This is a genomic window from Luteibacter sp. 621 (genome assembly GCF_050435445.1).
GTDB lineage: Bacteria > Pseudomonadota > Gammaproteobacteria > Xanthomonadales > Rhodanobacteraceae > Luteibacter.
Genome location: NZ_JBNDKI010000003.1, coordinates 128,343 through 154,919, shown reverse-complemented (window position 1 = coordinate 154,919; position 26,577 = coordinate 128,343). Strand labels below are relative to the sequence as shown.

At 61.6% G+C, this 26,577-nt stretch carries 26 protein-coding genes and 1 pseudogene; 1 reads left to right on the top strand and 26 read right to left on the bottom strand.

Features of this window, described 5'->3' with window-relative positions; genetic code table 11:
* Positions 1-44: 44 nt before the first annotated feature.
* A complete protein-coding gene (locus ABIE56_RS05175; RefSeq protein ID WP_429242764.1) occupies positions 45-1,322 on the top strand; it encodes a lysozyme inhibitor LprI family protein in 1,278 nt (425 codons plus the stop codon).
* 85 nt (positions 1,323-1,407) lie between these two features.
* On the opposite strand, the gene ABIE56_RS05170 is transcribed toward ABIE56_RS05175, so the two are convergent.
* The 26 genes and pseudogenes from ABIE56_RS05170 to ABIE56_RS05045 form a co-directional block, all read right to left on the bottom strand.
* The gene (locus ABIE56_RS05170; protein WP_429242763.1) at positions 1,408-2,874 is read right to left on the bottom strand and encodes an XVIPCD domain-containing protein; all 1,467 of its coding nucleotides are present in this window, start codon (positions 2,872-2,874) and stop codon (positions 1,408-1,410) included.
* Entirely contained in the window at positions 2,871-3,485 is a 615-nt protein-coding gene (locus ABIE56_RS05165) for a hypothetical protein (RefSeq protein ID WP_429242762.1), read from the bottom strand. Before ABIE56_RS05165 ends, ABIE56_RS05170 begins: the two co-directional genes overlap by 4 nt.
* A 23-nt stretch (positions 3,486-3,508) precedes the next feature.
* On the bottom strand, positions 3,509-5,188 hold the full coding sequence (locus ABIE56_RS05160) for a type IV secretory system conjugative DNA transfer family protein (RefSeq protein WP_429242761.1): 1,680 nt from the start codon (positions 5,186-5,188) through the stop codon (positions 3,509-3,511).
* Positions 5,189-5,208: 20 nt separating this feature from the next.
* Positions 5,209-6,681, bottom strand: coding sequence for an XVIPCD domain-containing protein (locus tag ABIE56_RS05155; protein WP_429242760.1), 1,473 nt, complete (start codon positions 6,679-6,681; stop codon positions 5,209-5,211).
* A complete protein-coding gene (locus tag ABIE56_RS05150; RefSeq protein WP_429242759.1) occupies positions 6,678-7,280 on the bottom strand; it encodes a hypothetical protein in 603 nt (200 codons plus the stop codon). Before ABIE56_RS05150 ends, ABIE56_RS05155 begins: the two co-directional genes overlap by 4 nt.
* A gap of 94 nt (positions 7,281-7,374) precedes the next feature.
* Positions 7,375-8,502, bottom strand: coding sequence for an XVIPCD domain-containing protein (locus tag ABIE56_RS05145; RefSeq protein ID WP_429242758.1), 1,128 nt, complete (start codon positions 8,500-8,502; stop codon positions 7,375-7,377).
* A 15-nt stretch (positions 8,503-8,517) separates the two neighbouring features.
* Entirely contained in the window at positions 8,518-9,051 is a 534-nt protein-coding gene (locus tag ABIE56_RS05140) for a hypothetical protein (RefSeq protein WP_429242757.1), read from the bottom strand.
* 25 nt (positions 9,052-9,076) lie between these two features.
* Positions 9,077-9,613, bottom strand: coding sequence for a hypothetical protein (locus ABIE56_RS05135; protein ID WP_429242756.1), 537 nt, complete (start codon positions 9,611-9,613; stop codon positions 9,077-9,079).
* Between the two features lie 87 nt (positions 9,614-9,700).
* Positions 9,701-10,228 carry a hypothetical protein gene (locus ABIE56_RS05130; protein WP_429242755.1) on the bottom strand — a complete coding sequence of 176 codons (528 nt, stop codon included), beginning with the start codon at positions 10,226-10,228 and terminating at the stop codon, positions 9,701-9,703.
* Positions 10,229-10,274: 46 nt separating this feature from the next.
* Complete coding sequence (locus tag ABIE56_RS05125; protein WP_429242754.1) at positions 10,275-11,537, bottom strand: XVIPCD domain-containing protein; 1,263 nt, start codon at positions 11,535-11,537, stop codon at positions 10,275-10,277.
* Positions 11,538-11,619: 82 nt separating this feature from the next.
* On the bottom strand, positions 11,620-12,264 hold the full coding sequence (locus ABIE56_RS05120; RefSeq protein WP_429242753.1) for a hypothetical protein: 645 nt from the start codon (positions 12,262-12,264) through the stop codon (positions 11,620-11,622).
* A 126-nt stretch (positions 12,265-12,390) separates the two neighbouring features.
* On the bottom strand, positions 12,391-13,569 hold the full coding sequence (locus ABIE56_RS05115) for an XVIPCD domain-containing protein (RefSeq protein WP_429242752.1): 1,179 nt from the start codon (positions 13,567-13,569) through the stop codon (positions 12,391-12,393).
* Between the two features lie 28 nt (positions 13,570-13,597).
* The gene (locus ABIE56_RS05110; RefSeq protein WP_429242751.1) at positions 13,598-14,167 is read right to left on the bottom strand and encodes a hypothetical protein; all 570 of its coding nucleotides are present in this window, start codon (positions 14,165-14,167) and stop codon (positions 13,598-13,600) included.
* A gap of 110 nt (positions 14,168-14,277) precedes the next feature.
* A complete protein-coding gene (locus ABIE56_RS05105) occupies positions 14,278-14,721 on the bottom strand; it encodes a hypothetical protein (RefSeq protein ID WP_429242750.1) in 444 nt (147 codons plus the stop codon).
* Between the two features lie 47 nt (positions 14,722-14,768).
* The gene (locus tag ABIE56_RS05100; protein WP_429242749.1) at positions 14,769-15,239 is read right to left on the bottom strand and encodes a DUF4189 domain-containing protein; all 471 of its coding nucleotides are present in this window, start codon (positions 15,237-15,239) and stop codon (positions 14,769-14,771) included.
* 78 nt (positions 15,240-15,317) lie between these two features.
* Positions 15,318-15,809, bottom strand: coding sequence for a DUF4189 domain-containing protein (locus tag ABIE56_RS05095; protein WP_429242748.1), 492 nt, complete (start codon positions 15,807-15,809; stop codon positions 15,318-15,320).
* Positions 15,806-16,894, bottom strand: coding sequence for a type IV secretion system protein (locus ABIE56_RS05090; RefSeq protein WP_429242747.1), 1,089 nt, complete (start codon positions 16,892-16,894; stop codon positions 15,806-15,808). The genes ABIE56_RS05095 and ABIE56_RS05090 overlap by 4 nt, the downstream gene beginning before the upstream one ends.
* 79 nt (positions 16,895-16,973) lie before the next feature.
* On the bottom strand, positions 16,974-17,756 hold the full coding sequence (locus ABIE56_RS05085; RefSeq protein ID WP_429242746.1) for a hypothetical protein: 783 nt from the start codon (positions 17,754-17,756) through the stop codon (positions 16,974-16,976).
* A gap of 32 nt (positions 17,757-17,788) precedes the next feature.
* Positions 17,789-20,254: a VirB4 family type IV secretion/conjugal transfer ATPase gene (locus tag ABIE56_RS05080; protein WP_429242745.1), complete on the bottom strand. Its 2,466-nt coding sequence runs from the start codon at positions 20,252-20,254 to the stop codon at positions 17,789-17,791.
* Between the two features lie 62 nt (positions 20,255-20,316).
* Complete coding sequence (locus ABIE56_RS05075; RefSeq protein ID WP_429242744.1) at positions 20,317-20,628, bottom strand: type IV secretion system protein VirB3; 312 nt, start codon at positions 20,626-20,628, stop codon at positions 20,317-20,319.
* A complete protein-coding gene (locus ABIE56_RS05070) occupies positions 20,621-21,055 on the bottom strand; it encodes a TrbC/VirB2 family protein (protein ID WP_429242743.1) in 435 nt (144 codons plus the stop codon). Before ABIE56_RS05070 ends, ABIE56_RS05075 begins: the two co-directional genes overlap by 8 nt.
* 742 nt (positions 21,056-21,797) lie before the next feature.
* Positions 21,798-22,280, bottom strand: a pseudogene (locus tag ABIE56_RS05065) (lytic transglycosylase domain-containing protein); the annotation flags it as partial.
* Between the two features lie 57 nt (positions 22,281-22,337).
* Positions 22,338-23,375 carry a P-type DNA transfer ATPase VirB11 gene (virB11, locus tag ABIE56_RS05060; RefSeq protein ID WP_429242742.1) on the bottom strand — a complete coding sequence of 346 codons (1,038 nt, stop codon included), beginning with the start codon at positions 23,373-23,375 and terminating at the stop codon, positions 22,338-22,340.
* A gap of 7 nt (positions 23,376-23,382) precedes the next feature.
* Positions 23,383-24,678, bottom strand: a complete 1,296-nt coding sequence (locus ABIE56_RS05055) for a TrbI/VirB10 family protein (protein ID WP_429242741.1) — start codon at positions 24,676-24,678, stop codon at positions 23,383-23,385.
* Positions 24,675-25,469 carry a TrbG/VirB9 family P-type conjugative transfer protein gene (locus ABIE56_RS05050; protein WP_429242942.1) on the bottom strand — a complete coding sequence of 265 codons (795 nt, stop codon included), beginning with the start codon at positions 25,467-25,469 and terminating at the stop codon, positions 24,675-24,677. Before ABIE56_RS05050 ends, ABIE56_RS05055 begins: the two co-directional genes overlap by 4 nt.
* Positions 25,470-25,486: 17 nt before the next feature.
* Positions 25,487-26,560, bottom strand: a complete 1,074-nt coding sequence (locus tag ABIE56_RS05045; RefSeq protein WP_429242740.1) for a virB8 family protein — start codon at positions 26,558-26,560, stop codon at positions 25,487-25,489.
* Between the last annotated feature and the right edge of the window lie 17 nt (positions 26,561-26,577).

The window sequence follows — 26,577 nt, the reverse complement described above, 5'->3', positions numbered from 1 at the left end:
CGGCGTCAATAGAACAAACCTAAGCTTGGCAAGAGATTTCTTGCTTGGATTTCGCCATTGTCGCCGCCGCGATGAAGGGGTTGCTTGTTTCAACGATAAGATGTTTGACGTACCCAAGTAGCACGGGAAGATGTCTGACGTTCAGGATGATGCAACTACTCAACCGAATGGTTGTTTGCATCGAATGCGAAGGCTCGCGAACCTCCGGAGTTCCAATGCACATACTTAAGAGCACGAAGGCAGCTGAAGGTTACAGCTGGCTAATCGGTTTCACCGCTCTGGCACTTGCCCACGCCGTTGCGGCGGCGCCCGCACCGCAGGAAGCGAACGCCGCCTACGATGCCGCCGATGTGCGCCTCAACGCCGCATACAAGAAACTTTCCCGATCGCTCGATGACGCCGGCCGCAAGGACCTGCGCGATGAAGAGCGCCAGTGGCTCGTTGGGCGCGACACGTCGTGCAGGGTATCGGCCGGCACCGTGGTCAAGAACGAATGCACGACCACGCAGACCAGCTTCCGTGCCGATGAACTCGAGAAGCGCCTGACGGGCTCCACGAAAACCGATGCCGGCGGGGGCCTAGCTTCACTGGCCGGGGAGTGGGCCTACCGCAGCGATTGCAACTTCGGTCACGACGCGGAGATTAACGTGCAGAAGACCTCGCCACGGGTGGAAGGCACCTGGACCGATGGCACGCGGAACTCCGGCAGCCAGGGCCAGTTCAAGGGCGAATCGCGTGATGGCAAGGTGTTTGTCCGCTTTTGCGCCGAGGACTCGGCCGAGAGCGGCTACCCTGCCTGCCCGGCCTACAGCGATGTCGCGGGTTACCTGACCCGCGAAGGCAACAAGCTCGCTTGGTACCGCACCTACGGTACGCCGGCCGAAGGCGAGTTCGACAAGTACGTAGTCCTTGGCCGCAAGGCGAAGGGCGGCAATGTTCCCAAGGACTTGCAGTGCAAGGATGTTAAGTTCCATGCCGCAAGCGGTGTCAGTACCCAGGACGCCAAGCTCTTCCGCCCAGCCTTCTATGCTTGCGTCAAGGCATCTGGAGGCGTCACGGCTGCTCTTAACGGCTGCATCGGTACAGAACACGATTTTCAGGACAATCGACTGAGCGCGGCGTACCAAAAACTGCGCAAGGCGATGACGGACGCGCAGCGAACGAAACTTCGGGATGAAGAACGAGCCTGGGTCGAAGCTCGCGACAAGGACTGTGCTCCGGATAAATCGGGTGGCACAGGATCGATGCTCGATTCAATCCAGTGTGACCTTCGAGAGATCGCGCAGCGCGCGGCTATCCTCGAAGCTCGCATCACGCGCTAGAAAGCCGCCAAAGACGTTGCGGTGGCAAGTTTCTGCGCGGTCAGAACCAGGGGAGGGGCGGCATAGAGTCGCCCCTTCTTTGGTGTCAGGGCCCGTGAGGACGGATGGCCGCTTGTGTCTGAACCTGCGTTTGGGCCTGTTCCTGGTTCCTCGCCGCCCGCTGCGCCATCTCTTGCTGGTGTGCCGCGACGGCGCCGTGCCACTGCTGCGACGACTGCTCAAGCGGCGTTTTGATGGCCTGCGCGGTATCCACCTGGACGATCTGCTTGAACGGCGAATTCAGCTCGCCCTGCACACCGAAGGCCTTGCTACCGTCGCCGTTGAGGATGACGTGGTCGATTCGCAGGAGACCGTCGCGGGCACCAGCGACAGCGATGGCGCCAGCTAGCTTCTCGGTATTGGCGTCAGGCTTTCGGCCCAAGTCTTTGTCGACGCTCTCGACGCCCCGATACGCCTGTGTATACATGGCATGTCCCTCGTGGTCGGCACGGCGAAGGTCGGCATCGTTGTCTGGACGGCTTGCGGTGGGGGCGCCGTACGTGGCTGATCCAAGGGCACTCGCCATGCGCGGATCGGAGAACGTATCGGATACGTGCCGCATAGCCGACCGGGCGGCATCTGCGACGTGATGGGCGCCATCTCGAAGCGCCTTAACGTCGTGGGCTGCTTGCGCAGCAACAAACAGGCCTTGGCCAGCCGCGGTGGTCGCGACAGCTTCGGCAGGGCCGTGCAAGATCCTGGGGCCGATGAGCGCGGGTTGATCGAGCTGGGATGTCAAGAGCGTGCGTTGATTCAACATGTCGGCCCTGAAGCTATCGACCATCGACTTGTTGTCGAGGTACCTCTGGGCCGTTACGTCATTCACGATGGTGGGGCTCGCCGGGGAATTCTCAAAATTCTTCACGTAATGGGCGCCAAGCTCCAAACTGCCCAGGGTTTGCGCCAGGCCAGGGTGCGTTGAATGGTCATATCCAGCAGCTTTTAGAGCCGCGATGTCTGCCGAGGTCGCATACACTCGAACGGATCCAAAGTGCTGGCTGGACGCGCTGACGAGGTCGGTTGCGCGGACATGATTGATGACCTGGTCGCCACCTTGCTTATCGTGCTGCCGTAGTCCGACGATACCGTACGGATTGAAGGTTTCGCCGTGTAACCCGAATCGCTCGGCGTTAAGCTGCGCCAAGCCGCCGCCCAGGGAATGGCCCGTTACGGCAATCTCTGGCTTGTTCGGATACGACGCATATTCGCGATCTCGCGAAGCGATCGTCATGCGCGTATACACCTCGGACTCGGCAGCCTGGATGTTCGCCCGGGCTGCGACCATGCCAACGTCCGCGAGGCCGTCGAGAACGTCGTCCGTGCCGCGAAACGCGATGACGATATCGTCGGAGGCTATGTCCTGAAACGTCGTAGCGGAAAATCCCGTCACGGGATCCATGCCGCTATTGATGATCTTGAAGTAGCGATCCCCGACATGAATGGGCTCGTCATCGAGGTGGGTGCGATACGCCTCCGACGAGAGCATGGCGTAAGTATTTGTCTCCTGGTTCATTCATGTGCCTCCTTGGCGCTTATGTTGATCGAAAATGCGTCGCCGGGCGTCGCGAAACGGTTCAAATTATGTACGCCCGGAACATTCATGGGTGTTGCGGCATCGATATACGATTGCTTTGGAAAGTACGTGACAAACGATCCGTTATCCCGCAACTGGTCTCCGGGAAACATGGCGGAAAAGCTGCGCTTGAGCCGCGTTCCCTTCACCGAGAGCGCGACGACGCGCCAGTGGCAGATACCCTTGCCGTAATAGTTCTGGTCCACAAAGGGATTGACCAGCATCGTTGCTTCATATCGATTCCCGCTCGCATGGCGGGCCTCGACGGGAAGGCTCTTGCGTGGCCCAAGCTGGGCTCCCGAGATGGGTTGCGTCGGTGCGCAGTCGATGTTTTCGACGTCGTAGTAGGCGATTGCCGTCACGGAATCGAACGGGCCGGGCGCGTCATCGACGGCGATGGAGACATCGAACTGGCGAGGAGTCGGGTTGGTCGACACCTCTGGATTGTCGTCGCGGCTCCCGCATGCGGAGAGCACGACGCACGAACCCAGAAGGAGTAGCCATGCGGAACGACTTCTCATCAACGGATCGTTCTCTACACGCATATTCATTCGGACTACCTGCATTTCTTCCGTCACACCGCCAGCTTCGGAATCTCAGCCCTCTTAAGCAACCGCGACGTAAAGTACTTATCCTGGTAGTACTTGATCTTCTCGCACATCACCGGGTGCGGGATGCCTTCGTAGAAGAACACTTCCTTGTCGGTGCCCATGGCCTTGAGTTCCTGCGGGAGCATGAGCGCACGCTTCTCCTCGGTCTTGCTGTGGGTGTCGCCGCCCTTGCTCTTAGTGACGTTCTTCTTCGTCACCGTGGTGTAGCCGAGCATTTCGGAGTAGTCGTTGGCATCCTGCTGTTCGCGCGGGGCGTAGACGATCTGCAGGGCGTGGTTGGTAATGAGCGTGCGTGACACATCCTTGCCGTACACCGCATCGAGCTGGGCCATGCTCTGGATGATGGGCAGCAGGCGGATGTTGTAGCCGGCCATGTACGAGACCGCCGAGGCGATGATCTCTACCTTGCCGATCGAGGTGAACTCGTCCATCAGCAGCAGGCACTGGTGTTTCAGCTCCGGATTGTTCTGCGGCAGCTCCTTCGTATTGAGGTTGATGAGCTGGCTGAAGAACAGGTTCACGATGAGGCGGCTTTCGGCCAGCTTGTTGGGCTGGATGCCGATGTACACGGTCATCTTCTTCTTGCGCACGTCGGTGAGCAGGAAGTCGTCCTCGCTGGTAGCCGCATCCAGCACGGGGTTGATCCAGGCATTGAGCGGTTCCTTGAAGGTGCCCAGGATCGAAGCGAAGGTCTCCGCCGCCTGCGAGAGCATGTTGGCAAAAGCGGACTTGGCGTTGCTGCTCAGGAACGGCTTCTGCGACATGGCGCCGTAGAGCTCGCGCAGGTCGGTACCGTCGCCCGACGAAAGACGGTAGATCATGCCCAGCGTCGGCTTGTCACGCAGCACCGTGGGCAGGCCGTTCTTCTCGTCGTGGTCCCACTTCTCGCACAGGTACAGCGAGAAGGCCATGAAGGCGTTACGCGCCTGGCTTACCCAGAACTTCTGGTCGTCAGAGCCGTCGGGGTAGAGCATCGAGGCGATGCTCATCAGGTCAGACACGCGGAAGGCCGGATCCTTCGAGACGTAGCTCAGCGGGTTCCAGCGGTGCGTACGGCGGTCTTCCGCAAACGGGTTGAACAGGTAGATCTCCTGGCCCTGTTCCTTGCGCCAGCCGCTGGTCAGGTCGAAGTTTTCCTGCTTGATGTCCAGGACCACCACGGATTCCTGGTAATCCAGCAGGTTCGGGATCACCACGCCCACACCCTTGCCGGAGCGGGTAGGCGCAGCCAGGATCACGAACTGCTGGCCGGGCAGGCGGACCAGGTCGCCCTTGAAGCGGCCAACGAGCACGCCATTGGGCGCGGGGTCCAGCATCTTCTGCTTGCGCAGATCGCCCGAACGGGCGAAACGGGCGTCGCCGTGCATGGTCTGCTTCTTCTTCCTGAGCAGCACGACCAGCACGACGAGCCAGCAGAGCAGGGGCACGCCGAAGCCAACGGCACCGGCTGCCTTGATCTTCCATGCGAAGGGGCCGTACTGCGGCACATCCAGCACCCGCACGTAGGCGAAGTAGGTGGTGAAGCCAAGGGCGACATCTTTCAGCCCCAGGAACAGCAGCGTCAGCCAGCCCGCGAATACCTCGCCTATCAACAAAGCAGCCACGAACAAACCGGCTGCCCAATACCCCTTGGTTTTACTCATCTGTCTCTTGTCCGTATGAATTACATGCCGTGCGCGGGTGCCTGCGGGGGCACCTGCTGGTCCATGCGCTGAGCCTGGCTTGTCGCCTGGTTCTGTCGCGCGATCTCTGCTTGTTGCTGCCAGGCCACGCTGCTCTGCTGGAGCGATGTCTGCGCGGCGGTGGCGGTGTTCACTTCGGTGACCTGCTTCAGCGGCGAGTCCACCGCGCCCTGCACACCGTACAGGCGGTTTGCGTCATCGCTAAGAACGGCGCGGTCTACCCGCTCGAGGCCGTCACGGCGCGCCGATACGACCAGCGAGCCGGCGATCTGGTCGCTGGTCTTGTCGGGGGTGCGGCCGTGCGAGGCATCGAGCGTGTGCACGGCGCCCTGCGCCTGCTTGAACAGGGCATGGTCGGGGTGGTCCGGGTGGTCCAGCGTCACCTTGGGCTTATCGTGCTCGAACCATTCCTTGGGATGGGTGAGGGTATGCCACGCACTGGAGGCTTTCTCCTCCACGGCGTGGATGCCCTCGCTGATTTCTTCCTTGACGTGCTCAAAGCCCTCCTTGAGGTGTTCGAAGCCTTCCTTCGCCTCGTGCACGACGTTCTCGATGCCGTGCTCCACGGCGAGGATACCCTTGCCGGCGAGTTCGAACGCTTCGTGCTCCAGCTTGTCTTTCAGGTCGCCGATGGCCTTGGGGATTTCCCACGGCGCGGAAATGCCCTTGCGGATATCGGCCACGTCATCGCGGTAGCGATCGACCATGCCCTTGTGGGCGTCGTAACGCGCCATGTTCTCGGGCGAGATGATCGACTGGCCGAGCAGCTTGCTGTTGGGCACGAAGTTATCGATGGCGTGCGCATCGAAATCCGTGGCCTTGATCGGGTTGCGCAGGCTCAGGATCCCGCTGTCATCGCGGTAGCCGGCCTTCTGCAGGGTATCGATATCCTGCTGGGCCGCGTACGTGCGGACCTCGCCAAAGTGCGGGCTGGCCGCGCTGACGAGATCGCCGGCGCGCACATGGTCGATGACAGTGTTACCGCCTTCCGGGATGCCCTTGAGGCTGGCCGCGCCATAGGCGTTGAAGGTCTCGCCGTGCAGGCCGTACTTGGCGGCGTTGATTTCGGCGAGGGTGCCGCCGAGGGAGTGGCCGGTGACGGTCACCTGCAGCGGGCGATGGTGGAGGTCGGCATCCAGCTTGGCCTTCTCCATGACGCGTGCGGTAAACAGTTCGGATTCCGGAGCCTGGATGTTGATACCGGCCAGCACCATGCCCGCATCCACGCCGCCGTCCTGCACGGGTTCGCGATCGAATTCCGTACCGCGGTACGCGATGACGACTTCCCCGGTATCCGTGCGCCGGTAGGCCGTCGCCTGGAAACCGGTGACGGGGTCGTTCGCGGCATCGATGGCCTCGTAGGTCACCCCGCCGAGGATCTTGGGCTTGTTGAGGACGGGGTCCTGGTATGCGTCCTGGGCGAGTAAGGCGTAGTCAGTGGAGGAGAGCGTCACGGATGCATCTCCTCGGCATGGACGGTCACGGAGAACGTCGCGCTGGCTTCATCCTGGTACTGGGCGCGGTTCTCTTCGCCGGTGTCCACGCGCTCCATCTGCGTGGTGGCGTAGGACCGGTTGGAGTACCAGCGGGTGACCGGTTTGCCTTTGAACAGCTCGTCCTTGAACAGCGGCGCGCTGAAGTCGACCTGCTTCACGAACAGGTTGGCGCTGGCGGCCACCACCGACCAGTGGCACACGCCCTTACCGAAATAATCTTCGTCCTGGAGCAGGTCGGCGAAGATCTCGCCCTTGTACAGGCCATTGCCGGCCGGCTGCAGCGTGATCGGCACGCGCTTCTCGGGTGCGACCGTGGCGCCCACCACCGGGGTAAGAGGCACGCAGGCTTCGTTGGCGACGCGGTAATCCACCACGCCTTCGATGCGATCGAACGGGCCCGGGGCGCCATCCACCTTCACGGTGAATTCGTAGCGCATGCGCGGATTCGGGTTGAGCTTGATGTCAGGCTTGTTCATGGTGGCACCGGTAGCGGAAAAGGGCAGGGCAAGGAACAGGGATGCGGTAGCGACATGTCGTCGCCATCGGGTCGGGTTCACGTCTTCCTCCTTCCGGCGCGCCGGGCGGGTTTAGCAAGTTCATTTGCCATGGGTAGCTCCTGGTTGACGAACGGATGCGCGGCGAACCGCGCGCTCAGTGGCCCTGCGTGGGTGCAGGCTGCTGCGGGGCCGGGGCTTGCTGGTGTTGCGTCTGTTGCGTGGCCTGGGTGGCGGCCTGCTGATCGGCGATCTGCTTCCACTGCACCGAGCTCTGCTCGATCGTGGTGTTGATCGCCTGCTGCGTGTTCACTTCGGCCAGCTGCTTGAAGGGGGAGTTCATCTCACCCTGCACCACATAGACCTTGCTGCCATCCTGGTTCAGCACGGCGGAGTCCACGCCGGTCATACCCTCTTTGCGAGCGGCAACGGTGGCGGCCGCGGAAAGGCGATCGCTGATGTGGTCGGGCGCACGGCCCTGCTGGGCATCGAGCTTGTGCACGGCGGCCTGGGTCTGGCGGAATAGGGCGTGGTCGGGGTGGGCGTCGGAGTCGAGGTGCGGGCCGGTCTTCTGCTGGGCATGGATAGCGTCGCGCGTCTTCTTGCCGACGACGCCGTCGACCTCAAGCCCGTGAGAACGCTGGAAGTTCTCGACCGCCGCTTTGGTGTGCCCACCGAAATCGCCGTCAGCCTTGAGGCTGTGGCCGCGCTCGTCGCGGTAGCCAAGCTGATTGAGCTGCTCCTGAATGCTCTTCACGTTGTCGTTCTTGTCGCCCTGGCGCATCGCGGTGTGCGCCGTCGGGGCATGCGCCGTGGCATGCGCAGACTGGGCGTGGCCCGGCTGGCCCGGCGAACGGTTGCGCCAGAACTCTTCCGGGTTCACGGCGTGGCCGTGTGCATCCTTCATCTGATAGTGGACGTGCTGGGCGTACTGCTGTGAGCCCTTTGGCCCGCGCCCGCCCATGTGGCCGATCTCGTCGCCCACCTCGATGTGCTGCCCCACCTTTACGGACTGCGACTGGGTGTGCAGGATCTCGTGGCTATTGCCATCGGCATCGCGGATCTTGATCGTGCCGTACTGGCCGCCTACGAAGGTAACTTCGCCGCTGATGGGGGAGTGGATGCCCGGGTGTTCAAGGTTGACGCCGGATTGGCCGCCTGCATAGTTGAAATCCGATCCGCCGTGCGGACCCTTGGCGCGGACTTCACCGTAATGGCCGGTGATGTGCGCGGCGGTGTGCTGCTGGTGGGGCAGCATGGTGTTCATGACTTCCTGGTACGACATGCGTGTAACTCCTGGTCAGAGTGAATCATCCTCGGTCCGATAAAGCTGCCAGCAGCCTTCGGCCGAACGGAAGTGAAACGTCATCTGGTAATCCGTATCCGGCTTCGCGAGTTCGACTGCAAAGCCGCCATCGCCCTCTGGCGATTGCTTCAACACCAGGCCATCCTTTTTCTGGCGAGCCGAGTCAGGCATCACGGGGAACGTGACCTGCGCCTTCGTCAGCATTTTCTTCACCGGCGCCGGTTCGGGCTCGGCGTTCGGATCGATCGTGTCGCTTTCTAGCGGATCGGCGGCGTAGCGCTTCTGTACCGAGACGTCGTCCATGAAGGCTGGGAGAAAACCGTCGAATGTAGAGGCGGGGCAGGCGCCGGCCGCGTTCGTGGCCGCCGGATTCGCAAGCGCGCCCGCCGCGGTAGTCGGCGCCGCAGGTACTGGTGCTGGTGCGGCGGAAGGCGTCGGCGCTTCCGGTGACTGGCAAGCGGCCAGGAGCACCGTGAACGCGAGTGGGAGAAGGGCGACGCCTGGCGTGCCGGGGAGTGTTCGGCTCATGTGTAAGTCCTGTGCGTTCCTGTGATTACTGCAGACCCATCGAGAAAACTTCGATGCTGTCAGGGCTCACCCATCCTGCGGCGCATGCGCCCGTGAAATCACCCTCCTTGCCGACCCATTGGCACGGGTCGGCGGGCTTCGTGCCTACCCACGCCTGCGGGCGTTCCTGGCACAGTTCGTTCTCCTTGCAACCGGGTACGTTCTTCACCGGGAAGGCGATGACGTAGAAGCGATCGGGCAGCTGGTGGTTGCCTGCGGTGGCCGCCACACACACGAACTGGCGGCTGGCCAGGTGTGCCGTGGGCTTCGCGTTGGCCTTGTCGAACGCGGATTCCAGGGTCACGCCATCCTTTTCACTGACCTGGCCCCATGCGTAGTCGCCGGCGCATTCCGAAACACTGGTCTGCACGCTATCAACCAGGCAATCGATGTTGCCGCCCTTGCCAACCTTGCAGGACGTCGTCGAGCCCGGTGCTATTTTCGCGAGGCGTGCGCCAGTGGATGCCGCCTGAGCTGAGGTAGCTGCTCGCGCGGTGATTGCGCAGAACAGGGTGATAGACATAGCAACCACGATCGCCGCGCGTCGGGCCATCGATTGGTGCATGTTGCGTCCCTCATGTGAAGTACGAAGATTCATTGGCAACCCCCATTAGCCTCTCGGCAGCCCATGAGCCGCGATGTCCGGATCTTCAGGCAGGGCCCTGGCGGCGTCGTAAAGCTCGGATTTGTCGGACTCCGTTTTCGACCCATCAGCGCAGCCAGACTCTTTGACCGGCTTTTTCTGGCCGTCTTTCCTCACGATGACGCCGCCATCTTCGAACCCCGTGCCGGAGATGGCATAGACGACGTACTTGGAGCCGTCGTTCGAAAACGCGAATGCATTGCCACCCGTGGCACCTGCGTACATGAGATGCGTGAAGGTGAGGCCGGTCGACGGCGCGTCATCGGTGGGCCAGACCATGTCAGGTTTCACGCCAGCCTTGCCGTAGGCGTAATAGAACGTCTTATCAGCTTTGGCGCACATCGAGACGGTCTTGCCGCCCTTGGCCAGGGGGCAGGACATCATGGCCTCATCGCCGCGGTGGCACATGCTGGGCGCCGAAGCGGCCTGCGCTGCTGGGACGGCGGCAAGCAGGACGGCGCACGCGATAGCGCGATGGTTGACGAGTCGGCTCATGAAGGATTCCGTGAAGGTAGGGAAGCGGCTCATGGGGTCGGCTCGGCTACCTGCCGGGCTGCTGCGTCTGTTGCTGTTGCTGCTGGGCCGGCTCCGGCTGGGCACGCGTGGTGGCTGCCATCGACGCCGCACTCTGCTCCACCGGCGTATTCACCGCCTGGGCCGTCTGCACCTCGGCCAACTTCTTCAGCGGTGAGTTTAGGTCGCCCTGTACGGCGTAGGCCTTGCTGCCGTCGTCGCTGAGGACGACGTGGTCGATCTGGCTCAGGCCGTCCTTCTTCGCTTGTGCGGCGATGGCGGCGGAGAGGTTGGCGCTGGCCTGGTCGGGGGTGCGGTTCATGGCGGTGTCGATGGCGTGCACGCCTTTGCGCGCTTGTTCGAACATCGCGTTGTCGGGGTTGGCCGGGTTGGTCAGGGCGGCCTTGTCGATCTTCTGGTTATCGACGTGCTTCTGTGCGGCGATGGCTTCGCGGGTTTTCGCTCCGGCCACGCCATCGGCATCGAGCTTGTGGTCGCGCTGGAACGATTCGAGGGCAGCCTTGGTGCCCGGGCCGAACTTGCCATCGGTGTGCAGTTCGCGGCCGTGGGCATCCTTGTAGCCGAGGCGGGCGAGGTCGGCCTGGAGCTTGCGCACGTCCTCGCCATTCATGCCGTCCTTGAGCGCACGCTCGGTGGGCGGGGTGGTGTGCGTGGGGGCGGTCTGGCCGACCTGGCCACTGGCGAGGCGGTCCATCACTTCCGGAGTGAGGCGTTTCTGCCAGTCGGCGAAGCGCTGTTCGCGGTCTTCCAGGCCGTTGTACTTGCCGTTGACGGCCTTGGTCGCGGCCTTGACGTCATCGCGCGCGGCTTCGGGTACGCGGTTCTCCCAGTACCAGGTCGCGATCTTGGAGGCGTTCTGCGGATCGGCGGCGAGTTCGGGGTGCTTGACCAGATCCAGGTCGAGCGCCTTGCCCGCGGCGGCGTAGTTGTCCTTGCCGGTGAGCTGGATATAGCCGCGGCCGTGGTACGTCCAGCCATCGCCCGGCTCGTCGTTGCCGTTGCGGCCGCCGTACATGAGTTCGGCGAGCTTTTCAGGCTTGCCCTGCAGGGCTTCCTTGCGCGCCGCTTCAAGCGGCTCGGCGCCTTCACGCCACGCCGATTGCACGGGAATCTGCTGGATGTTGCGGGTGTAGCGAAAGCTCTCTTCGAGCCGGTTCAACCCATTGGATTCATGGGTGACCTGGGCCATGAAGTTGGCCAGTTCTTTCGGGTCCCGGATACCGGCGGCGTACGCGTCGGTGAGGACCTGTGTTTCACGATCAATCGCCATGTAAAGCTCCTGTTTGACTTACCGGGCTGCCCAGCCTTGGGCACGAGCACCGCCAACCGTGGCGGTGGTGGAACGGATGCGATCAGGGCAGGGTGGCCTCCGGGAGGTGGCTCGGGTCGAAATCCTTGAACGACACATCGCCCAGGTCCTTCGCCGAGAGATCCACGTTTTTTTCTTTGCCGGTTTCGCTATCGGAGACCTTACGCACCACGTGGCTGGCCAGCCAGTCCTTGCGGGCGGCCGACCACGTGAAGGTGTATTCATCGGACCAGCGCTCACGGCTGCCGCCGCCGTTGACGATGGTGAACTGGCCCTTGGTGACCTTGGTGTAGCCATAGGGATCGCCGGCCACGCCGCCGCAGGTTGCGCATGGGACGATTCGTAGGTTTGACGCGGCCTTCTGCAGGCGGCCGGTGGCGTCGGGCACGACCAGCACCACGTCACGTGCCGGACCTTCGCCGAGCGTCGCGTTCTCGCCACCCGGCGGATCGATGATCAGCACCGCGCCCTGGCGTCCATCACCGGTGAGGTCGCCCTTGGTGGATTCGAGGATCTTGGCGCCACCCGTCGCAAACGACTTGAGGTCATCCATCTTGGTTCCTTTGTCCTGGGGAGCGGACGGTGCGGCGGCCGGTTTGGCGTAGGGGTTGGCGATTTGCGCGTGGGCCCAGGCTGGCGTGGAGAGCAGGAGGATGGCTGCCAGGCGGTAGCGTGTTACGGGTTTCATGGTGGTGATGGGCTCCGCGTTGGCAGGGTTTGGCTTACGTTAGGTGAAGCGGTGGACATGGGTTGTGAGCCGTGTCGGGACTTCACGCGCCGGTGGGGCCGCCTCCGTGAGAGACGGCCCCTTGAGTCACATCCCGGGCTGGACGGGCTGGGGAGCCTGTACCTGCTGCGGGTTCTGTGTGTTTTGTGCCTGGGGCGCTTGCTGCAGGTACTGGTCCACCTGCTGCGTGCTCTGCGCTAGGGGCGTCTGCAATCCTTGCAGCACATCCACGCTTGCGACCTGCTTGAAGGGCGAGTTGAGCTCACCCTGCACGGCGAAGACCCGCGTGGCGTTGTCATCGAGCATGACGCTATCGATGCGCTGCATGCCCGTGCAGATGGCCGAGGCCGCGACGGCACCGGCGAGCTGGTGGCTGTCGGGGCCCGACGCGCGGTTGTGCTCGGCATCGATCTTCTGCACACCTGCCAGAGCATCGCGGAACACGGGGTGCCCTGCGTGCGCGGGATCGGCAAGGGAAGCGGCCTTGTGGGCGGCTTCGGCCTGGTGCTTCTGCGATTCCGCCTTGACGGCCTCATGCATGGCATTCAGCGTGTTCTTGCCAACAATGCCGTCTTCCTTGAGGTGGTGGTCGCGCTGGAAGGCCTTCACCGCATCCTCGGTATGCTGGCCGAACTTGCCATCGGCCACGGTGCTACCCAGCTGTTTGGCGTAACCCAGGGCGATGAGTTCGGCCTGCATGTCGTGCACGCGATCGCCGTGGGCGCCTTGCTTGAGCGAGGTGCTCGTGGCGGCCTGGGGTGCGGCGTGCCCGGCTTCCTGCCGGTGACCGGTGGCGAGCTCGATGCCGTGGCGCATGGTGCGGCCGGCGTAGATCGCGCGCATGTTGGTGGCGTAATCGGGGTCCGTGGCGTAACCGGCTTTCTTCAGCGCATCAGCTTCCTTCTCAAGGTTGCCGAGCGTGCCCGGGTCGAAAAGGCCGGCTTTGCCGTAGCGCGGGTTCTCCTTGAGAAACTTCGCTCGGTCAGCAATGGCTTCTTCATAAGAGCCGTACACACGGAAATCCTGGTCCTTCCAGACCTTCTTGCCGTGTTCGATTTCCCACACGTGGAAGGTCTTGGTCGGCCCGTGCCAACTGGGATCGGCCTTGATGTTGAACAGGTTGTGCGTGCCGGGGAGGATCTTCTCGCCCCAGCCGGTTTCGCCGGCGGCTTGTGCGAGCGTGAGCTCCACGGAGAGGCTGGTTTCCTTGCTTACCTTAAGCGCCGCCGGGTAAAGGTCGGCTATGAACTGTTCTTTGCTACCCATGTTGTAACTCCTGGTGGATCGGGTGGGTTTATTTGGCCAGCGGTATCTTCACCGTGACCGTGAAGTCGTGAGACGCGTCCGGTGCGTCGGTAAGGACATACTTGCCCGTGACTTCGATGGTTTCCGGGGTGGTGACCCGGAAATGACTGGCGTCGGTTTCCACCGACGCGCTAAAAGCACCCTTCACATCGGCAAGGTCCAGGTATTCCATGGCCTGCACCTTGCCCGTCGTGGCATCGAGTTGCGCGACGTTCATCAGGGTCTGCGAAAGGGAAGGAGCGGTGTTGGTATCACCCTGCACCAGTACGTACAGCGACTTGCCCGACTGCACGCAATGCGTGGCACGCGCCTGCTCGGTGAATTCCGGCAGTTTCAGGGTGGTCGACCAGGTGATGGCTTTGCCATCGGTGACGTAGACCAGGCCCTTGGCGTGCATGCCATCGGCATCCGTGGAGATGCCGACTTTGCATTGGTGGCCACCGTCGATGGTGCTGGTGGTGTAGTCCTTGTGGTGAGCGGGTAGGGTGGTGGCGGCCTGGGCAGCGCTAGTGAGGATGACTAGCGAGGAAATGGCGAAGGCGGTGAACAAAGTTTTCATGGGTGTTCAAGTCTCAGGAGCGGGATTGGCGGATGCCCGTCCTCATTGAGGGTGCGATGCTTATGTTGTGATCCACGTACCTACGGCGACATCTGGCGATTCGTTTCTTATCAATCGAGGCTCTGCGTGGCCGGGTCTACTTGGATCGGCTGGACTTGCGGGCGCGGGCTCGCATCGGCGGAGTCCGCCGATGCGCCGGAGTTGGAGTCGGAGCTGGAGTTTGACGGCGTTCCCCCGGCCATGGAGCCGGCGGCGACACCCGCGGCGACACCGGCGGCTGCGGCCGCCTTTCCGCCCGCGGCGGCGGCGGGACCGAAGGCACGTGGACATACACGAGCAAACAGGAGCGCCGAATAGGCATTAAAGCAGTAGTGGTTCGATATGCCGAACGTACCTAGCTCCTTGCTAATCGGAAACCAGCAATCCTGCGGGACGCCGACCGTGCAGAAGATGAAGGGGTTGTTGCCGTAATACGGAATGGGTTCATAGTAAGCCTGCGCGAGTGCGCCAGTACTAATACCACCGAGTAGCACGCCAAACAGATACTTCTTCATCCTGTAACTCCTTGTCCGTTGATACCGTTCGAATTGGTGAAGGTCGATTACTGCACGCGGGCAGGGAAGCTGCAGTTCGAGTAGATCACGCTGCAATCCTGATCGCCGCGGGAGCAAGTTGACGTTGCCTCTGTCTCAGCGGCCGCAAGATCGTTCCCGGTTTCAATCCAGAACGTCTGGTCTCCCTGCACCATTGCCACGCAACCATTTCCGTGAGTGACGTAAACCACGCATCGCGTTCCACCCTTGAAACGGCAGTCATTCAGGGCAGCGTTCTGCGCAGCTTCCGGCGTCATCAGGCCCTTTGACGTTCCAAGCGCGCGTACGCCGCGGTCACCTGCAATGGCTTGCCATTGGGAGACCCAAGTCTGGTTACCTGCATACCCTTGCGGACCCGCCGACGGGACACACGTCTCGCTTTGAGGGTTTTGGCCTGCCGCGCATTGCTGCGCCGCCTGAGCGCGGAAGGTCAGGACTGCCATGAGGGCGAGGCAGGTCGTGAAGGCAGTGCGGTTCATCGTCAGGTCGGCCGTACAGAGAAAGCGTTGTAGTTCTCAATCAATCGGGGCACTAAGGCCATAGGCACTGTGAGATGGTCAGCGTACCTGCGTTGGAAGGCTGCACTCGGAGTAGTAGACGGAGCACTTCGTATCTCCTTCGGCGCAAGCATCCATGCCTCGCTTCTCTGCCTCCGACTTCGAAGACCCCTTGCGAATCTGAAATTTGGTTGCCCCAGTGACCATCGCAAGACACCCATTGCCGTAAGAAACTTGAAGCTCGCAGGTCGTCCCACCTTTTTTCTTACAGTCGTTCATCGCCTCTCGCTCAGCGTCAGACTGAGAGCGCTGCATCACCGAGGTGCCGAGAATGCCCTTAGGAATATCCGTGGCTATCGCCTGCCAATTTGTCTTCCACTTGGGTGCTTCAGGAGCCGGATTCGCCTGATTCGACCCTGGAATCGGTACACACGCTTGCCATCCCTGACCCTGCTGCGGGTATTGACCTGGAGGACATCCGCCCTCAGCGTGCGCCTCAATAACAACACAGAGGGAAATGAATGCTAGGAGTAACGAAAATCGCTTGGTCACTGCGTTGCTCTCGTGGTGGACGGGCCCGTTTTGACGCCTTCCTGCTGCGGTGCGGATGAACCGCCAGATACTCGATGATTAAAGCCGCCGAGGTTGCCCTGGGTGTCGCCTCCCTTAGCTCCGGCTGCTCCCGCTGGTTGGTTGTTTCCCCAAGACCCCGGCGGCTGGCCGTTTGGGCCGACCGAACTGCTCGGGCTACCAAAAGCGCTGTACGTGAGGAAGTTACCCAGTGTGCCCTGGAAGAACATAGCTGCCATCGGTGGAACCGAAACGATCAACACAGTCATCAGCAGGCCGATGCCACCGGTCTGCATGGCCATGCTGTTGAGGCCTTCATTGGAACCAGGAAGGAAGCCGTCGACGATTTTGGCTCCCCAAGTCGCAACGGCGACGCGTAGCGTGAGTTCCAGCACCATGCTGGAAACCGCACTGAGGAGCGCCATAGAGAAGATGGTGCCAATGCCATACATAAGCCACCGTCGAAACAAGTCCTTGGTTTGCTCAAATATCAGGCACAGGATGAACAGCGGCCCAAGACCGATGAACAATGACATGGCAAACTTGTAGAGCAGAAGCATCGCACCGGCGGCCATGGGTGGCGAGGACGCGCCGAAGCCCGCAATGAAGAAAGATCGAGCCTTTTCACTTTGGCTCTCGGGGTCCTTGTCCACGACCTTCACGGCATCGATCGAGTTGAGAGCGAGCTGCGTGTAGGCCAGATTCTTGTCGATGGAATCGGCTGTGCTCTCGTTGTCATCGCCTGTAAACAAATAATGGACGTGCTGGTCGAGATCCGTGGTAAAGAATTTTGTGAGATCCGTGCTTCCGACGGCCATGGCCGTTGCTGCGGATACCACTAGCACAATGCGACCTAGGTTAATCACCAGTTCCATTAGCGATTCGCGCGAGCGGCCGGTCATGATCCGGAAGCCCTGGATCATGATGTAGATGGTGACGAGGATTAGGGCAAACGTAGCCGCCCACGTCATCATTCGTGCCATGACATCCATGCCGAATTTATCTATCTTGTCTTCAAGATAGTTATAGATCAGCTTGAAAAATACGTAATCGGCGATATTCGGCATGTTTCTCGTGTTCCCTGGCCATGCAGCAGGTCAGTGCGCATTGAGTGGCTGATGGATCTTCTGGTCGTCCGTGGATGGGTTAGTTGCCTACTTTCAGGGCTGCCTCGAGGATCGCCGCGTTCACGACGGTGCCAAGAACTGTCGGCTTGCCGTCGAGTGCCTGCTTCGCCAACGTCGTTTGCTTTTCATTGAGCGCATCAATCTGCGCGCCAAGCTGCTCGTCCGTCGTTTTCCACGAATCGCGCGCCTGTGCAACATTCACGCCGAAGCGAGCGGTATCGTCTTGTAGGCCTTGGAGCTTGCCGGGCGAATCACCGACGACCGCAAGACGAACCGCGGTCAGTTGCTCCAGCGTACCCGTCTGGGTGGTCATTTGTTGCAGATATTTCACTGTGTTGTTGTAACGCTGGTTTCTTGTGCGCTGAGTCAGAACGCATACGGCATTCTGCTGGGCCTTGATGTCGCCGGTAAGTTGGCTCATGGCAGACGTCATGGTGGTGGTGATGTCGCCACTAATGAGCGCGGCGCCCGGGCAGCGTTCCTCGACACCGAAATTGTCATCAACCTCCTGAAACTGTTGCTGGGTGCGTAACAACTCGTATTGAAGGCTTTTCAGCTTTATGAGGTTGTTTTCCCAGAACTGCACCTGGCTCGCGTAGTGGGAGGCCGTTTCTGTCCAACGCGCAGCATCCTTGACGAACTCTTCGAGATCGTTGCTGATGATAGTCGGGTCGGTAACGATCCACTGAGCGTGGGTAGGTATGGCGTATAAGCCTGCCCCCGCCGTCAAGGACATCGCAAACATCCCTCGGCACGCATGTCCGACCCAGCTCTTGCGGTTGGCTTTGGGCTTGCTCTTCATAAGGTCACTCCGATGTGAGGCATTCATAGGGCTCAGGCGGCACGTCGGGACGAATTAGGGGTAGGGCGGGGTGACGGGTTTCCTTTCCCGCTCCCTTTCCGGCTTTCATAGAACAGCTGCAGCCACTGCTCAGGGCGTAGGGCATCCGTGGAGATGCCTTCGGCTTCGGCGCGCACCTGCAGTACTTCGTGCATGATTTCGATGTTGTCGGTGGAGGCCGAGATCACCGCGAGGGCGTCGTCCATGCCGCGGAGGTTGAGCTGGCAGACGGCGGAGGCGTGGCCCTGCTTCACGAGGAAGCAACGCGAACGTTCGTCCAGGCTAACGACCACCTGGTACTCGGCTTCGGTGAGCTTCAGTCCGTCGACGTAATCATCGCGACTGGCATTCGGGTTCGGCAGAAGAATCATTGTTGCCGTCTGTTCGATCAGCGCCGAGGCGATATCGCTAGCTAGCGCGTCTTCCGGGGATTGCGTCGCGAAGATGCCCATGCCGTTCTGCTTACGAATGGTCTTCTGCTTGTTCTTCGCGAACTCCTTCAGGCCACCCTTTCCGTCGAGGATCTTCCAGAACTCATCCATCACATAGATGAGGCGGCGACCATCGATCAGCGCCTCCAGACGGTGCAGCAGGTAGTTGATCACCGGCACGCGGACTTCCGGGTTATCGATGATATCCGTGTAGTCGAAGCCGATGATGTTGGCGCGGGTCAGGTCGACGGTGTCATGCGGGTTATCGAAGACCCATCCGAGCGCGTTGCCAGCGGTCCACTTGCGCATGCGCACGAAGAGGCCATCGTCGCCGAGATTCGGCAGGCTCTTCTGGAAGTTGGTCATGTTGCGCAAGTGCATGGGCGTATCGAGGATGTTCTCGACCGCGCGGAAGATGTCCTCTTCGTCGCGCGAGCTGTACACGCTCTTGCCAGCCAGCACTTTGATCAGATTCGCGAGGAACTGGACATTCTCTTCGTTACGCTCGCAATGGAAAGGATTGAAGCCGGTCGGTTTGCCGTTTTCCAGGGCGAGATAGTTGCCACCGCAGGCCCGCACGAAGATCTCGGCGCCGCGGTCCTTGTCGAAGAAGAAGATGGTCGGTGCCGGATCCAGCTTCTGGACCTGGCTCAGCAGGAAGTTGATCAGCGCCGTCTTACCCGTACCGGACTTACCGATGACCATGGTATTGGCGATCGCCTTCTCGCCCAACGAGTTCTCGGCAGGATGGGTCGCGTGAAAATTGAAGTAGTACGGCTGGCCGTTGGTGGTTTGCAGAGTGGTGACGCATGCCCCCCACGGATTGTTTTCTTTCTTGCCGGTAGCGAAGTTATGCAGCGGGGAGAGGCCGAGGAAGTTCAGTGAACTGACATTGGCCAGGCGCGTGCGATACCTCCAGTTGCCGGGGAACTGCGCGTAGAACGCCGAGGTCACCGCGAGGTCTTCCTTCACCGTAACAAAGCCAGCGTTGGAGAGCTCGGCGCGCGTGGCCGCGATCTGCTGCGATAGCGCTTCCTGCGATGGTGCGTAGACAGAAATCGTGAAGTGATACTCGCCAAGGACGAAGTTGCCCGAGGCTAGCTGGTCCATCGCGTGATCCATTTCGATGATCTGGCTGACCGCCTTGTCACCCGAGGACACCATCATGCCTTTGGTGCGCTCCAGCGCGCGCAGAGCGTCCTGGCGGCCCATCGGGGTGAACGAGTGCGTGATGACGTACTCGAAATCGAGGAACTTCAGGCCATTGAGGATGCCTGGGTAGGTCCCGTCGACGTATTCCTTGATATTGAGGATGGCGCCGAAGTGGTTCTTGCCATCCGGTGCCGTGAGCACGAAATCGCCTGTCTTCGCCGAGAAGCGCTGGCGGCTGACCGGCAGGTAGTCGTAGATCGGCGCCTTCAATACCGGCACCGGCTCATCGATGCGGTTGAGGATGAAGCCGAAGAGCTCAAGCACCTCGGAGAAGACCACGCCATTTGACGCTTCGTACATGCCGAGGCGGGTGGGGGCGTAGTCCTTGAGCACGGCTTCGATGTTGCCCGCCAGCTCGAGGACGGTGGCGATGGCCTGGGCCTGTTCGGCCTCCAGTCGCTGCACGTCCGAGCTTTTCTCGGCAAAGCGCTTACCTTGCACGATGGGGCGGTACATCATGGTCAGGTAGAGCTCGTTCTGCATGAGCTTCTGCGAGGTGAGTGCCTCGTAGTACTGATCGGACAGGGCTTGATTGAACTCCTGGCCGAACTTCGATTTGTCACGGATACCGCGGCGGCGGCGGATGTCGTGTACCCAGAACGCTACATTGGTGTAATCAGGCGCACGCAGTGTCTGCAGCATGCGGTTGAAAGTGTTGTGGCGATGTTCCAGTTCCCACTCTTCGCGGCCGACGAACGGCAGCCCACCCAGACGCCAGGTGAGGAGAAAGTCGCCGCCGGTGGTCTTCACCACAGAGGGCGAGACGTGGGCAGAGAGTGTGATGTGAGTCGAAATGGGCGCGTCGGGTGTGAACATGGTCATCAGGGCCGTTGGAGCTATAGAGGCCCCGGCGTGCTTGCACGCCGGGGCGCCTGTCCTTACTTACGCTTTTCCTTGGATCGATCGCGGTAGCTGTTCGGCGTGAACACCCACATGCCGTCGTGCTCTGGAACATTCCTGACGCGGGTCTTGAACTGCAAGCGAAGGCCGAGCAGTCGAAAGATCATTTCATCGCGGCGCGCCATTTGGCGCATGATGAAAATCACGACGGGGATGAGGAGCAGGAAGAGCATGTTGAAGTACATCGCCAGAAGCAGGCCCGAGCCCGCGCCCATGAAGAACGGGACGTAGGGCACGCCCATGAACATGGGCGGGCGGGTGCAGCCGCGAAACAGCGGGTTCTTATGCATGGATCTGCAGCAGGTGGATCGCCGTGTTGATGGCATCCATCAGGAACGCGCCGCCGCTGCTCGAGGTGCAGGCCGTGGCGCCGTTACCGCTGCCATTGCCGCCGACGACCATCTTGGCCACCTGGGCTGCCGCACCGATCAGGACGCCACCGACAAGGGCAGGAGCCACGTCGGCGATGCGCTTGTGGGCGAAGGCGATCTGGTAACCCGAGAAGATCACAGCGATGGTCACTACGACGATCGACGCGGCGTTGAGCAGCGAGTTGATGTTCTGGAAGAAGCCGCAGACCTTGGTGCCGGTATCGCCGATCTGGGCGAATGCAAGGCTGGGAATCATCAGGGCGAAGAACAGGGCGGTGAGGCCCAGGGTCTTCTTCACCGGGTTCTTCGTATTGGCGATAACCTTGGACAGGGCAGGCAGGGCCATCTCGTATTTCCTTTCTACTGGGTGGGTCAGGGTTTTCCGGGGGCCAGGCGCCACCGGGCTAGGGTTGGCCCGAAGGCCTGCACGGCGGACGGCTACATCCGACGTACGTGTTCGTGCGCATTGCGTGCGCTCAGAAGACGAAGGCGCCATCGCCACCTCCGTTGCGTAAATCTGCCGGGTCGCGCGCCGGCTGGGCGGGCGCCGTGGGTGCGGCTTGCTGCGGTGCCGACCCGGCAGGCGGATCGTTCGGGCCCCGGACCTGCGGCTCGAAGATGCCGTTGTCCGGCTGGGCGGGCTGGGCGGGCTGGGTTTGCGGCGCGGCCTGCGCAGGCGCGCTGCCGTTTGCATTCGCGGACACACCAATCTGCGACATGACGGCTGCGGTTGCGGGGTCCGTCATGATTCGGCCGGGCTGCGGGTTCGTGTTTGTGTTCCGAAGGTTCGGTCCGACCAGTGACATGGCTGCGGCGGTCGCGGCGTCTGTGGGAATGCGTCCGGGCGGCGGCGGAGGCGCTTGGTCGAGCGCGGGGTTAGCGCCGGGGTAGCTCATGTTTTGTTGCGGATAGGTGTACGGCACCGCTTTCTGCACGTTGGCCGCGTCTTGTGGCGAGACAACCTGCGCGGGCGGGCTGTCCGAAGCCATGGCCGGCGAGACTAGCGCAGAGGCTGCAGCATCGAGGACACTGCGCATCGCGACGCGATAGCCTGGGCTATCCGATTTGACTGCGGTCACACCCTTGCCGACGCTGACGACACGCACTGGTGTTGCTGCGGCTTGAAGCGGGATGGCCCTGGCGCCGGCAAGTGTGCTCTTCGCAATGGATGCGTAAATGCGCTGCACATAGCCGTCGCGATAGCCGGTGGTGAAGTTGCCTGAGTAATAACAGCTGAAGGCCTTCCCCCAATCCTTGCTGGCGCTCGCGTAGCACTGCGCGAGGATCCGCGAGCCCGCCTCAAGGTTGGGGCAGAACTCAAAGGCCTTTTCGTAGCTGTCCAAGCCATATTTGCCCAGGTTGGAGCGGTTGACCTGCGCCACGCCCAGTGAATAGTTGTAGCCCTTCTGCTCCAGCATCTGGACGGTCGCTACCGCTTCGCCGAGGTTTTGCGGTTGGCGCACGAGCTGTCCGCCCACGACGCCAATGGCGTATGGGTTACGGCTCGATTCGACATTGACGACGTGCTGCATCACCTCGGCCGGTACGGCAAGGTTCTGGCAGCCCATCATTTCAAGTCCTGGTAGCACCTTTACAACTCCTGTCTCATGACCAATGGTTTTTTTGTGTTACCCCCCGTCCGCACTTAGCGCGCGAGCCGGGTTGAAGTCGATGCCGGTGATGTAGCGTCGGCCTGCATGCGCCTTGATGTGAACCACGATGTCGATGGTTAGCATCAGGAGCCGTTTGATGGTGCTGAACTCCAGCCCCGCGCCTTCCGTGGAGGCCTTCACCATCAGTGCTAGCTGGTCCCAGGTCTGCTCCACGCTGCCTGCATGGCAGCTTGTGATCGAACCCGGATGGCCGGACGCACAATTACGGATGAAGTAGAACGATTCATCGCCGCGTAACTCGGCAAGGATGATTCGGTCCGGCTTCATGCGCAGGCAGGCTTCCATGCAGCTCTTTGCGGTGACGTTGCTCTGGCTTTGTCCGCCCTTGGAGTAGAGCAGGTGGACAACGTTGGGCTGGTCGATGAATAACTCGCGGGCATCTTCGATGGTGACCAGGCGTTCATCCGAAGGGATGTGGTTCACCAGCGATTTCATGAACGTGGTCTTGCCGCTACCGGTGGCACCGGCGACGACGATGTTCTTCTTGCTAAGCACGGCGTGGCGGAAGAAATCCGCGTAGCGGCGTTCAGCCCGAAGCTCGAGCAACTCCTGGTCCGCCTGGCTGATGGTGTTCGCACCTTCCAGGATCTCGTTGAAGAAGCCGTCATCCTGATACTGCGAAAGCGTACGTGTCTGCTTCGAGGGAAGGCGGATGGTGATCGATACACGACCGGCTTCGCAGGCAGGCGGAATGACAAACTGCGCACGCTGCCCGGTCGGAAAGGTCAGCGACACCACCGGATCCACATCCGTGATGCGCTGGCCAGTGTTGCTTTCGTTCACCACGGCCGTACAGAACTGGCGCGCGCGCTCAAACGTGAGCGAGGGCACGTCCACTTTCTGCCAGCCGCCACGGCGCTCCAGGTACAGCTCGCCGGGACGGTTGATGCAGATTTCGGTCACATCCGGCTCGGCAAGGAAATCCTTTACCCCCAGCACTTCGTACTGGTAGTCGAGGAAGTCGTTGCCAACGGCGGCGAGTGCGCTTTCCATGCGTGCCTCAGTACCGCGCCACGACGCCGGTGAAGTCGACATCCTTAGCCACGTAGATGGCCAGGATCGTGCCCTGGTTGATCGTGACCGTGGCCGGGCGGTTTGCCGCCCGCCGTACGGCCTGGTTGGCAAGCTGCTGGATTGTATCGGCCGTGTTGCTCTCGAACGGGCTCTGCGTAACCACGCCATTGCTGATGGTGGTCTGGCGCGGGCCGTGTTCTGCAGCTTCGTACTTGAAGGCATCGCTGAGCAGGCTGATCAGCAGCGCGGAACCAATACGGCTGCCCCAGTGCGCGTTGTACTGGCCCGGGTGACCCGCACCACCCAGCGTATCCACGCCCGGGCTAGCCATGTTCACGTCGATGCCGGTCGGAGTGACGATGCGATCCCAGATCACGGCGACGCGCGGGCCGCTCGGCTCCATCTCATACTTGCCGAGCACCTTCGATCCCTTGGGCAGGAGCAGGCGCTTGCCAGTGAATGAATACACCGGCTCGGTCACGACGCACGAAGTGAACCCCGGCATGTCGGTGATGATGCGAGTTTCGAGTACGCAGCGAATGAACGTGCCGCGGAGCATCAGCGTGTCCGGATGCTGGAGCGGGCTGGCATTTGATACGTTCGGCAGTTCCTTACCGTCGTACGCGATGTTGTCACTGGCGCTGTACGGGTTGCGATAGCCAGGCTGACCGGGTTGGCCGGGCAGGCCTGGGATGCCACCCATGCCGCCGAAGCCTCCGGCCTGAGGCTGGTTGGTAGCGAGCGTCGGCTGCTGGCCGACGGCTTGAAAACCACCATCCATACCGTTGTTAGCCGCGGCGAGGCGGCGCTCAAGCAAGGTCGGAATGTGCGGGCCCGGTGCTGGCGGCGGGGTCGGCATCGGCGGCATTTCAACCTTGGTCGTCGCTGGCGGCAGGGCAGGCGCCAGCTGGATCGGCTGGGCCTGCTGCTGGCCTGGCGGCGGCGGGATACCGGTAGGCGCATCAGGCACGGTTACCAGCTCTTCCTTGGGCTTGGGCGCCGGCTTGTTCGTGTTGCCACTGCTGGTGAAAAGCCAGAACGCGACGACCACGAGCAAAACAACGATGCCCGCGAGAAGGCCAAGCGCGCTGCGGTTCATGCGGCGCATGTCGTTCTGGGTCAGGCGTGGCGCTGAGGTATCCAGATCCGGTTGCGGCGCCTGGCGCTGCTGATTCGCGTACGGATTACCCGCCAACGGCTCATGCTGCTGGTCGTTATGTTCGTGCGGCTCCGCGCCGCGGTTGGACTCGTCGTCCGGGGTGTAAGGAGTGTTCGGGCTCACTTCTTGGTGTTCCTTCGCAGACCCACGACGTTGTTGTCGTGACGAATAACCAGGTAGGGATACGTGCCATGGACAACGATCGTGTTGCCCTCGACGGTTGTATTCACCACCGAGTCCTCTCCGTGTTCCTTTTCGCGCATGTATACCGTCGGGAAGTTGCCCGTCGGGAACTGCTTCAGGTCCGGCATCTTGATGTAGGTAAAGCGGCCATCGTCGTAAACGTTGATCGGCACGAGCCACTGGGCGGTGCGCCGGGTCTTTGAGAAGTCGTAGTCGAAGTTGTAGTCGCGGCCCTTCACCAGTTCGGTATCGAGCATGGGTGCCTCTTCAACCTTCTTCGACTCGGACATGAAGCTCGTGTCCGACGGGTAGGTAAAGATGACCTTGTACTGCACGCCGGCGCGGCGGGCCTGGTCGAGAGTGCGCCAGTCCGTAGCGACGACCTTGAGTTCAAAGATGTATGAGTGGGTCGCAGTACGAATCATCATGTTCGTATCAACGTCTACATTTTTAGGCTTGATGTAGAAAACATTGTCGCGACGCGTCAGATCCCAGCCACTGCTGAAGCCCGTGCTGTAGTCGAGGATTTTCTCGTTGGGGCTCAGCTCGATCTGCGTGGTGATACCCAGGCCGGTACGGATCGTGAAGATGCGATCGGGTTGGTATTCATAGGTTTGCACCGCCGGCGCCGAGGTGACCGAGGGCGACGGAATGGCATCGGCTCCCGTCTCGGCTTGCGCGGCAGGGAGTGCCACGGCCAGGGCGAGGCCGAACGAGCAGGCCAGGCTCAGCTTGCTGGAATGATTCATCAACGGCGCCCTCCATTGGCGGCGCTTCGTGGGGCGGGTGTAGCCGCGGGTGCGGCGGGCTGCTGTGCCGAGGAATAGGCGGCTTCGCTAGGGATTGGCGACTGCGGTACACCGCCGTTGGCCGGCGCAAGCGGGATGGCCTGCTGGGGGTAGGGCTGGCCCTGGGCTGCGCCAGCTTGCGGGGCGTAACCCTGCGGAGCCACACCCGCCGGAGCAGCGAGGCCGGCCTGCGGCACGGCACCCGGCTGCGGCGCCACGCCCGCAGGGCCCTGGCCCGGAGCCGCTGCTTGACCTGCCGCTGTTGGCGGTGCCGTGCCAGCCGGCGCATCGACGGGCACTTCCGGCGGCGGCGCATTGCCATAATCGTTGTCGACCCGGTAGCTGGTGACCTGGAAGCCGAGCGGGTTCTCCACGCGGTTCTGCTCATCCATGCGCAGGTTTGGCTTATAGGTGAACGCCATCGTGGCGATCTTGCTATCGAGCGGGAAGGTCGCGCCGTTGGTCTTGTCGTACACGCTGCGCTGGAACCGAACCGTCGCGCCGGTGGGCGTCTGGCCAGGCCCTGCGCCGTTCAGCTGGATGCTGAGGATCTTGACGCGAATAGCGCGCGACTTGCCGTACACCTTGTAGGGCGCATCGGGGTTCGCGGGCGAGTGCAGGTCCATGTACGGCTGCGCCACGTCCGGTGAGGACATCGTCAGCACCGTGGGCCAATCGCGCAGGTTGCTGATGGCCAGATCGTACGATTCGCGGGCGATGATGAAGTGCGCGATGTTGCTGCGATTCACGGCTTCGCTGGCGGTGATCTGTCGATTGATCACGTCATCCGTCAGCTTCGCAAGGGATGCTGTGCCGGAATAAGGATCGGCCATGACGATGAACGGTTCTTTTTCTTTCAGCGGCATCACGACGAGGTAGCCGGCTGCAAGAATGACCGCCATGACGCACGCACAGATAGCGACGATCCATGCACGCCTCTCGCTGCGTCGCGCGTTGTCAGCGAGCGTAACTTCGAAGGCCACGCCTTGTTGCACGGCCTCGTCGATCCTGGGGGAGCTCTTTTTCTTAAGCATGAAAGGTGTCCGCGCGA

Coding starts and splice junctions, on each gene's coding strand:
- ABIE56_RS05135 (WP_429242756.1), bottom strand. CDS start 9,613: ATGTCTATCACCCTGTTCTGCGCAATCACCGCGCGAGCAGCTACCTCA.
- ABIE56_RS05085 (WP_429242746.1), bottom strand. CDS start 17,756: ATGAAGAGCAAGCCCAAAGCCAACCGCAAGAGCTGGGTCGGACATGCG.
- ABIE56_RS05115 (WP_429242752.1), bottom strand. CDS start 13,569: ATGGGTAGCAAAGAACAGTTCATAGCCGACCTTTACCCGGCGGCGCTT.
- ABIE56_RS05140 (WP_429242757.1), bottom strand. CDS start 9,051: ATGAGCCGAACACTCCCCGGCACGCCAGGCGTCGCCCTTCTCCCACTC.
- ABIE56_RS05105 (WP_429242750.1), bottom strand. CDS start 14,721: ATGAAGAAGTATCTGTTTGGCGTGCTACTCGGTGGTATTAGTACTGGC.
- ABIE56_RS05130 (WP_429242755.1), bottom strand. CDS start 10,228: ATGAGCCGACTCGTCAACCATCGCGCTATCGCGTGCGCCGTCCTGCTT.
- ABIE56_RS05075 (WP_429242744.1), bottom strand. CDS start 20,628: ATGCATAAGAACCCGCTGTTTCGCGGCTGCACCCGCCCGCCCATGTTC.
- ABIE56_RS05110 (WP_429242751.1), bottom strand. CDS start 14,167: ATGAAAACTTTGTTCACCGCCTTCGCCATTTCCTCGCTAGTCATCCTC.
- ABIE56_RS05090 (WP_429242747.1), bottom strand. CDS start 16,894: ATGCCGAATATCGCCGATTACGTATTTTTCAAGCTGATCTATAACTAT.
- ABIE56_RS05120 (WP_429242753.1), bottom strand. CDS start 12,264: ATGAAACCCGTAACACGCTACCGCCTGGCAGCCATCCTCCTGCTCTCC.
- ABIE56_RS05145 (WP_429242758.1), bottom strand. CDS start 8,502: ATGTCGTACCAGGAAGTCATGAACACCATGCTGCCCCACCAGCAGCAC.
- ABIE56_RS05170 (WP_429242763.1), bottom strand. CDS start 2,874: ATGAACCAGGAGACAAATACTTACGCCATGCTCTCGTCGGAGGCGTAT.
- ABIE56_RS05070 (WP_429242743.1), bottom strand. CDS start 21,055: ATGGCCCTGCCTGCCCTGTCCAAGGTTATCGCCAATACGAAGAACCCG.
- ABIE56_RS05165 (WP_429242762.1), bottom strand. CDS start 3,485: ATGAATATGCGTGTAGAGAACGATCCGTTGATGAGAAGTCGTTCCGCA.
- ABIE56_RS05160 (WP_429242761.1), bottom strand. CDS start 5,188: ATGAGTAAAACCAAGGGGTATTGGGCAGCCGGTTTGTTCGTGGCTGCT.
- ABIE56_RS05100 (WP_429242749.1), bottom strand. CDS start 15,239: ATGAACCGCACTGCCTTCACGACCTGCCTCGCCCTCATGGCAGTCCTG.
- ABIE56_RS05080 (WP_429242745.1), bottom strand. CDS start 20,254: ATGTTCACACCCGACGCGCCCATTTCGACTCACATCACACTCTCTGCC.
- ABIE56_RS05045 (WP_429242740.1), bottom strand. CDS start 26,560: ATGCTTAAGAAAAAGAGCTCCCCCAGGATCGACGAGGCCGTGCAACAA.
- ABIE56_RS05125 (WP_429242754.1), bottom strand. CDS start 11,537: ATGGCGATTGATCGTGAAACACAGGTCCTCACCGACGCGTACGCCGCC.
- virB11 (WP_429242742.1), bottom strand. CDS start 23,375: ATGGAAAGCGCACTCGCCGCCGTTGGCAACGACTTCCTCGACTACCAG.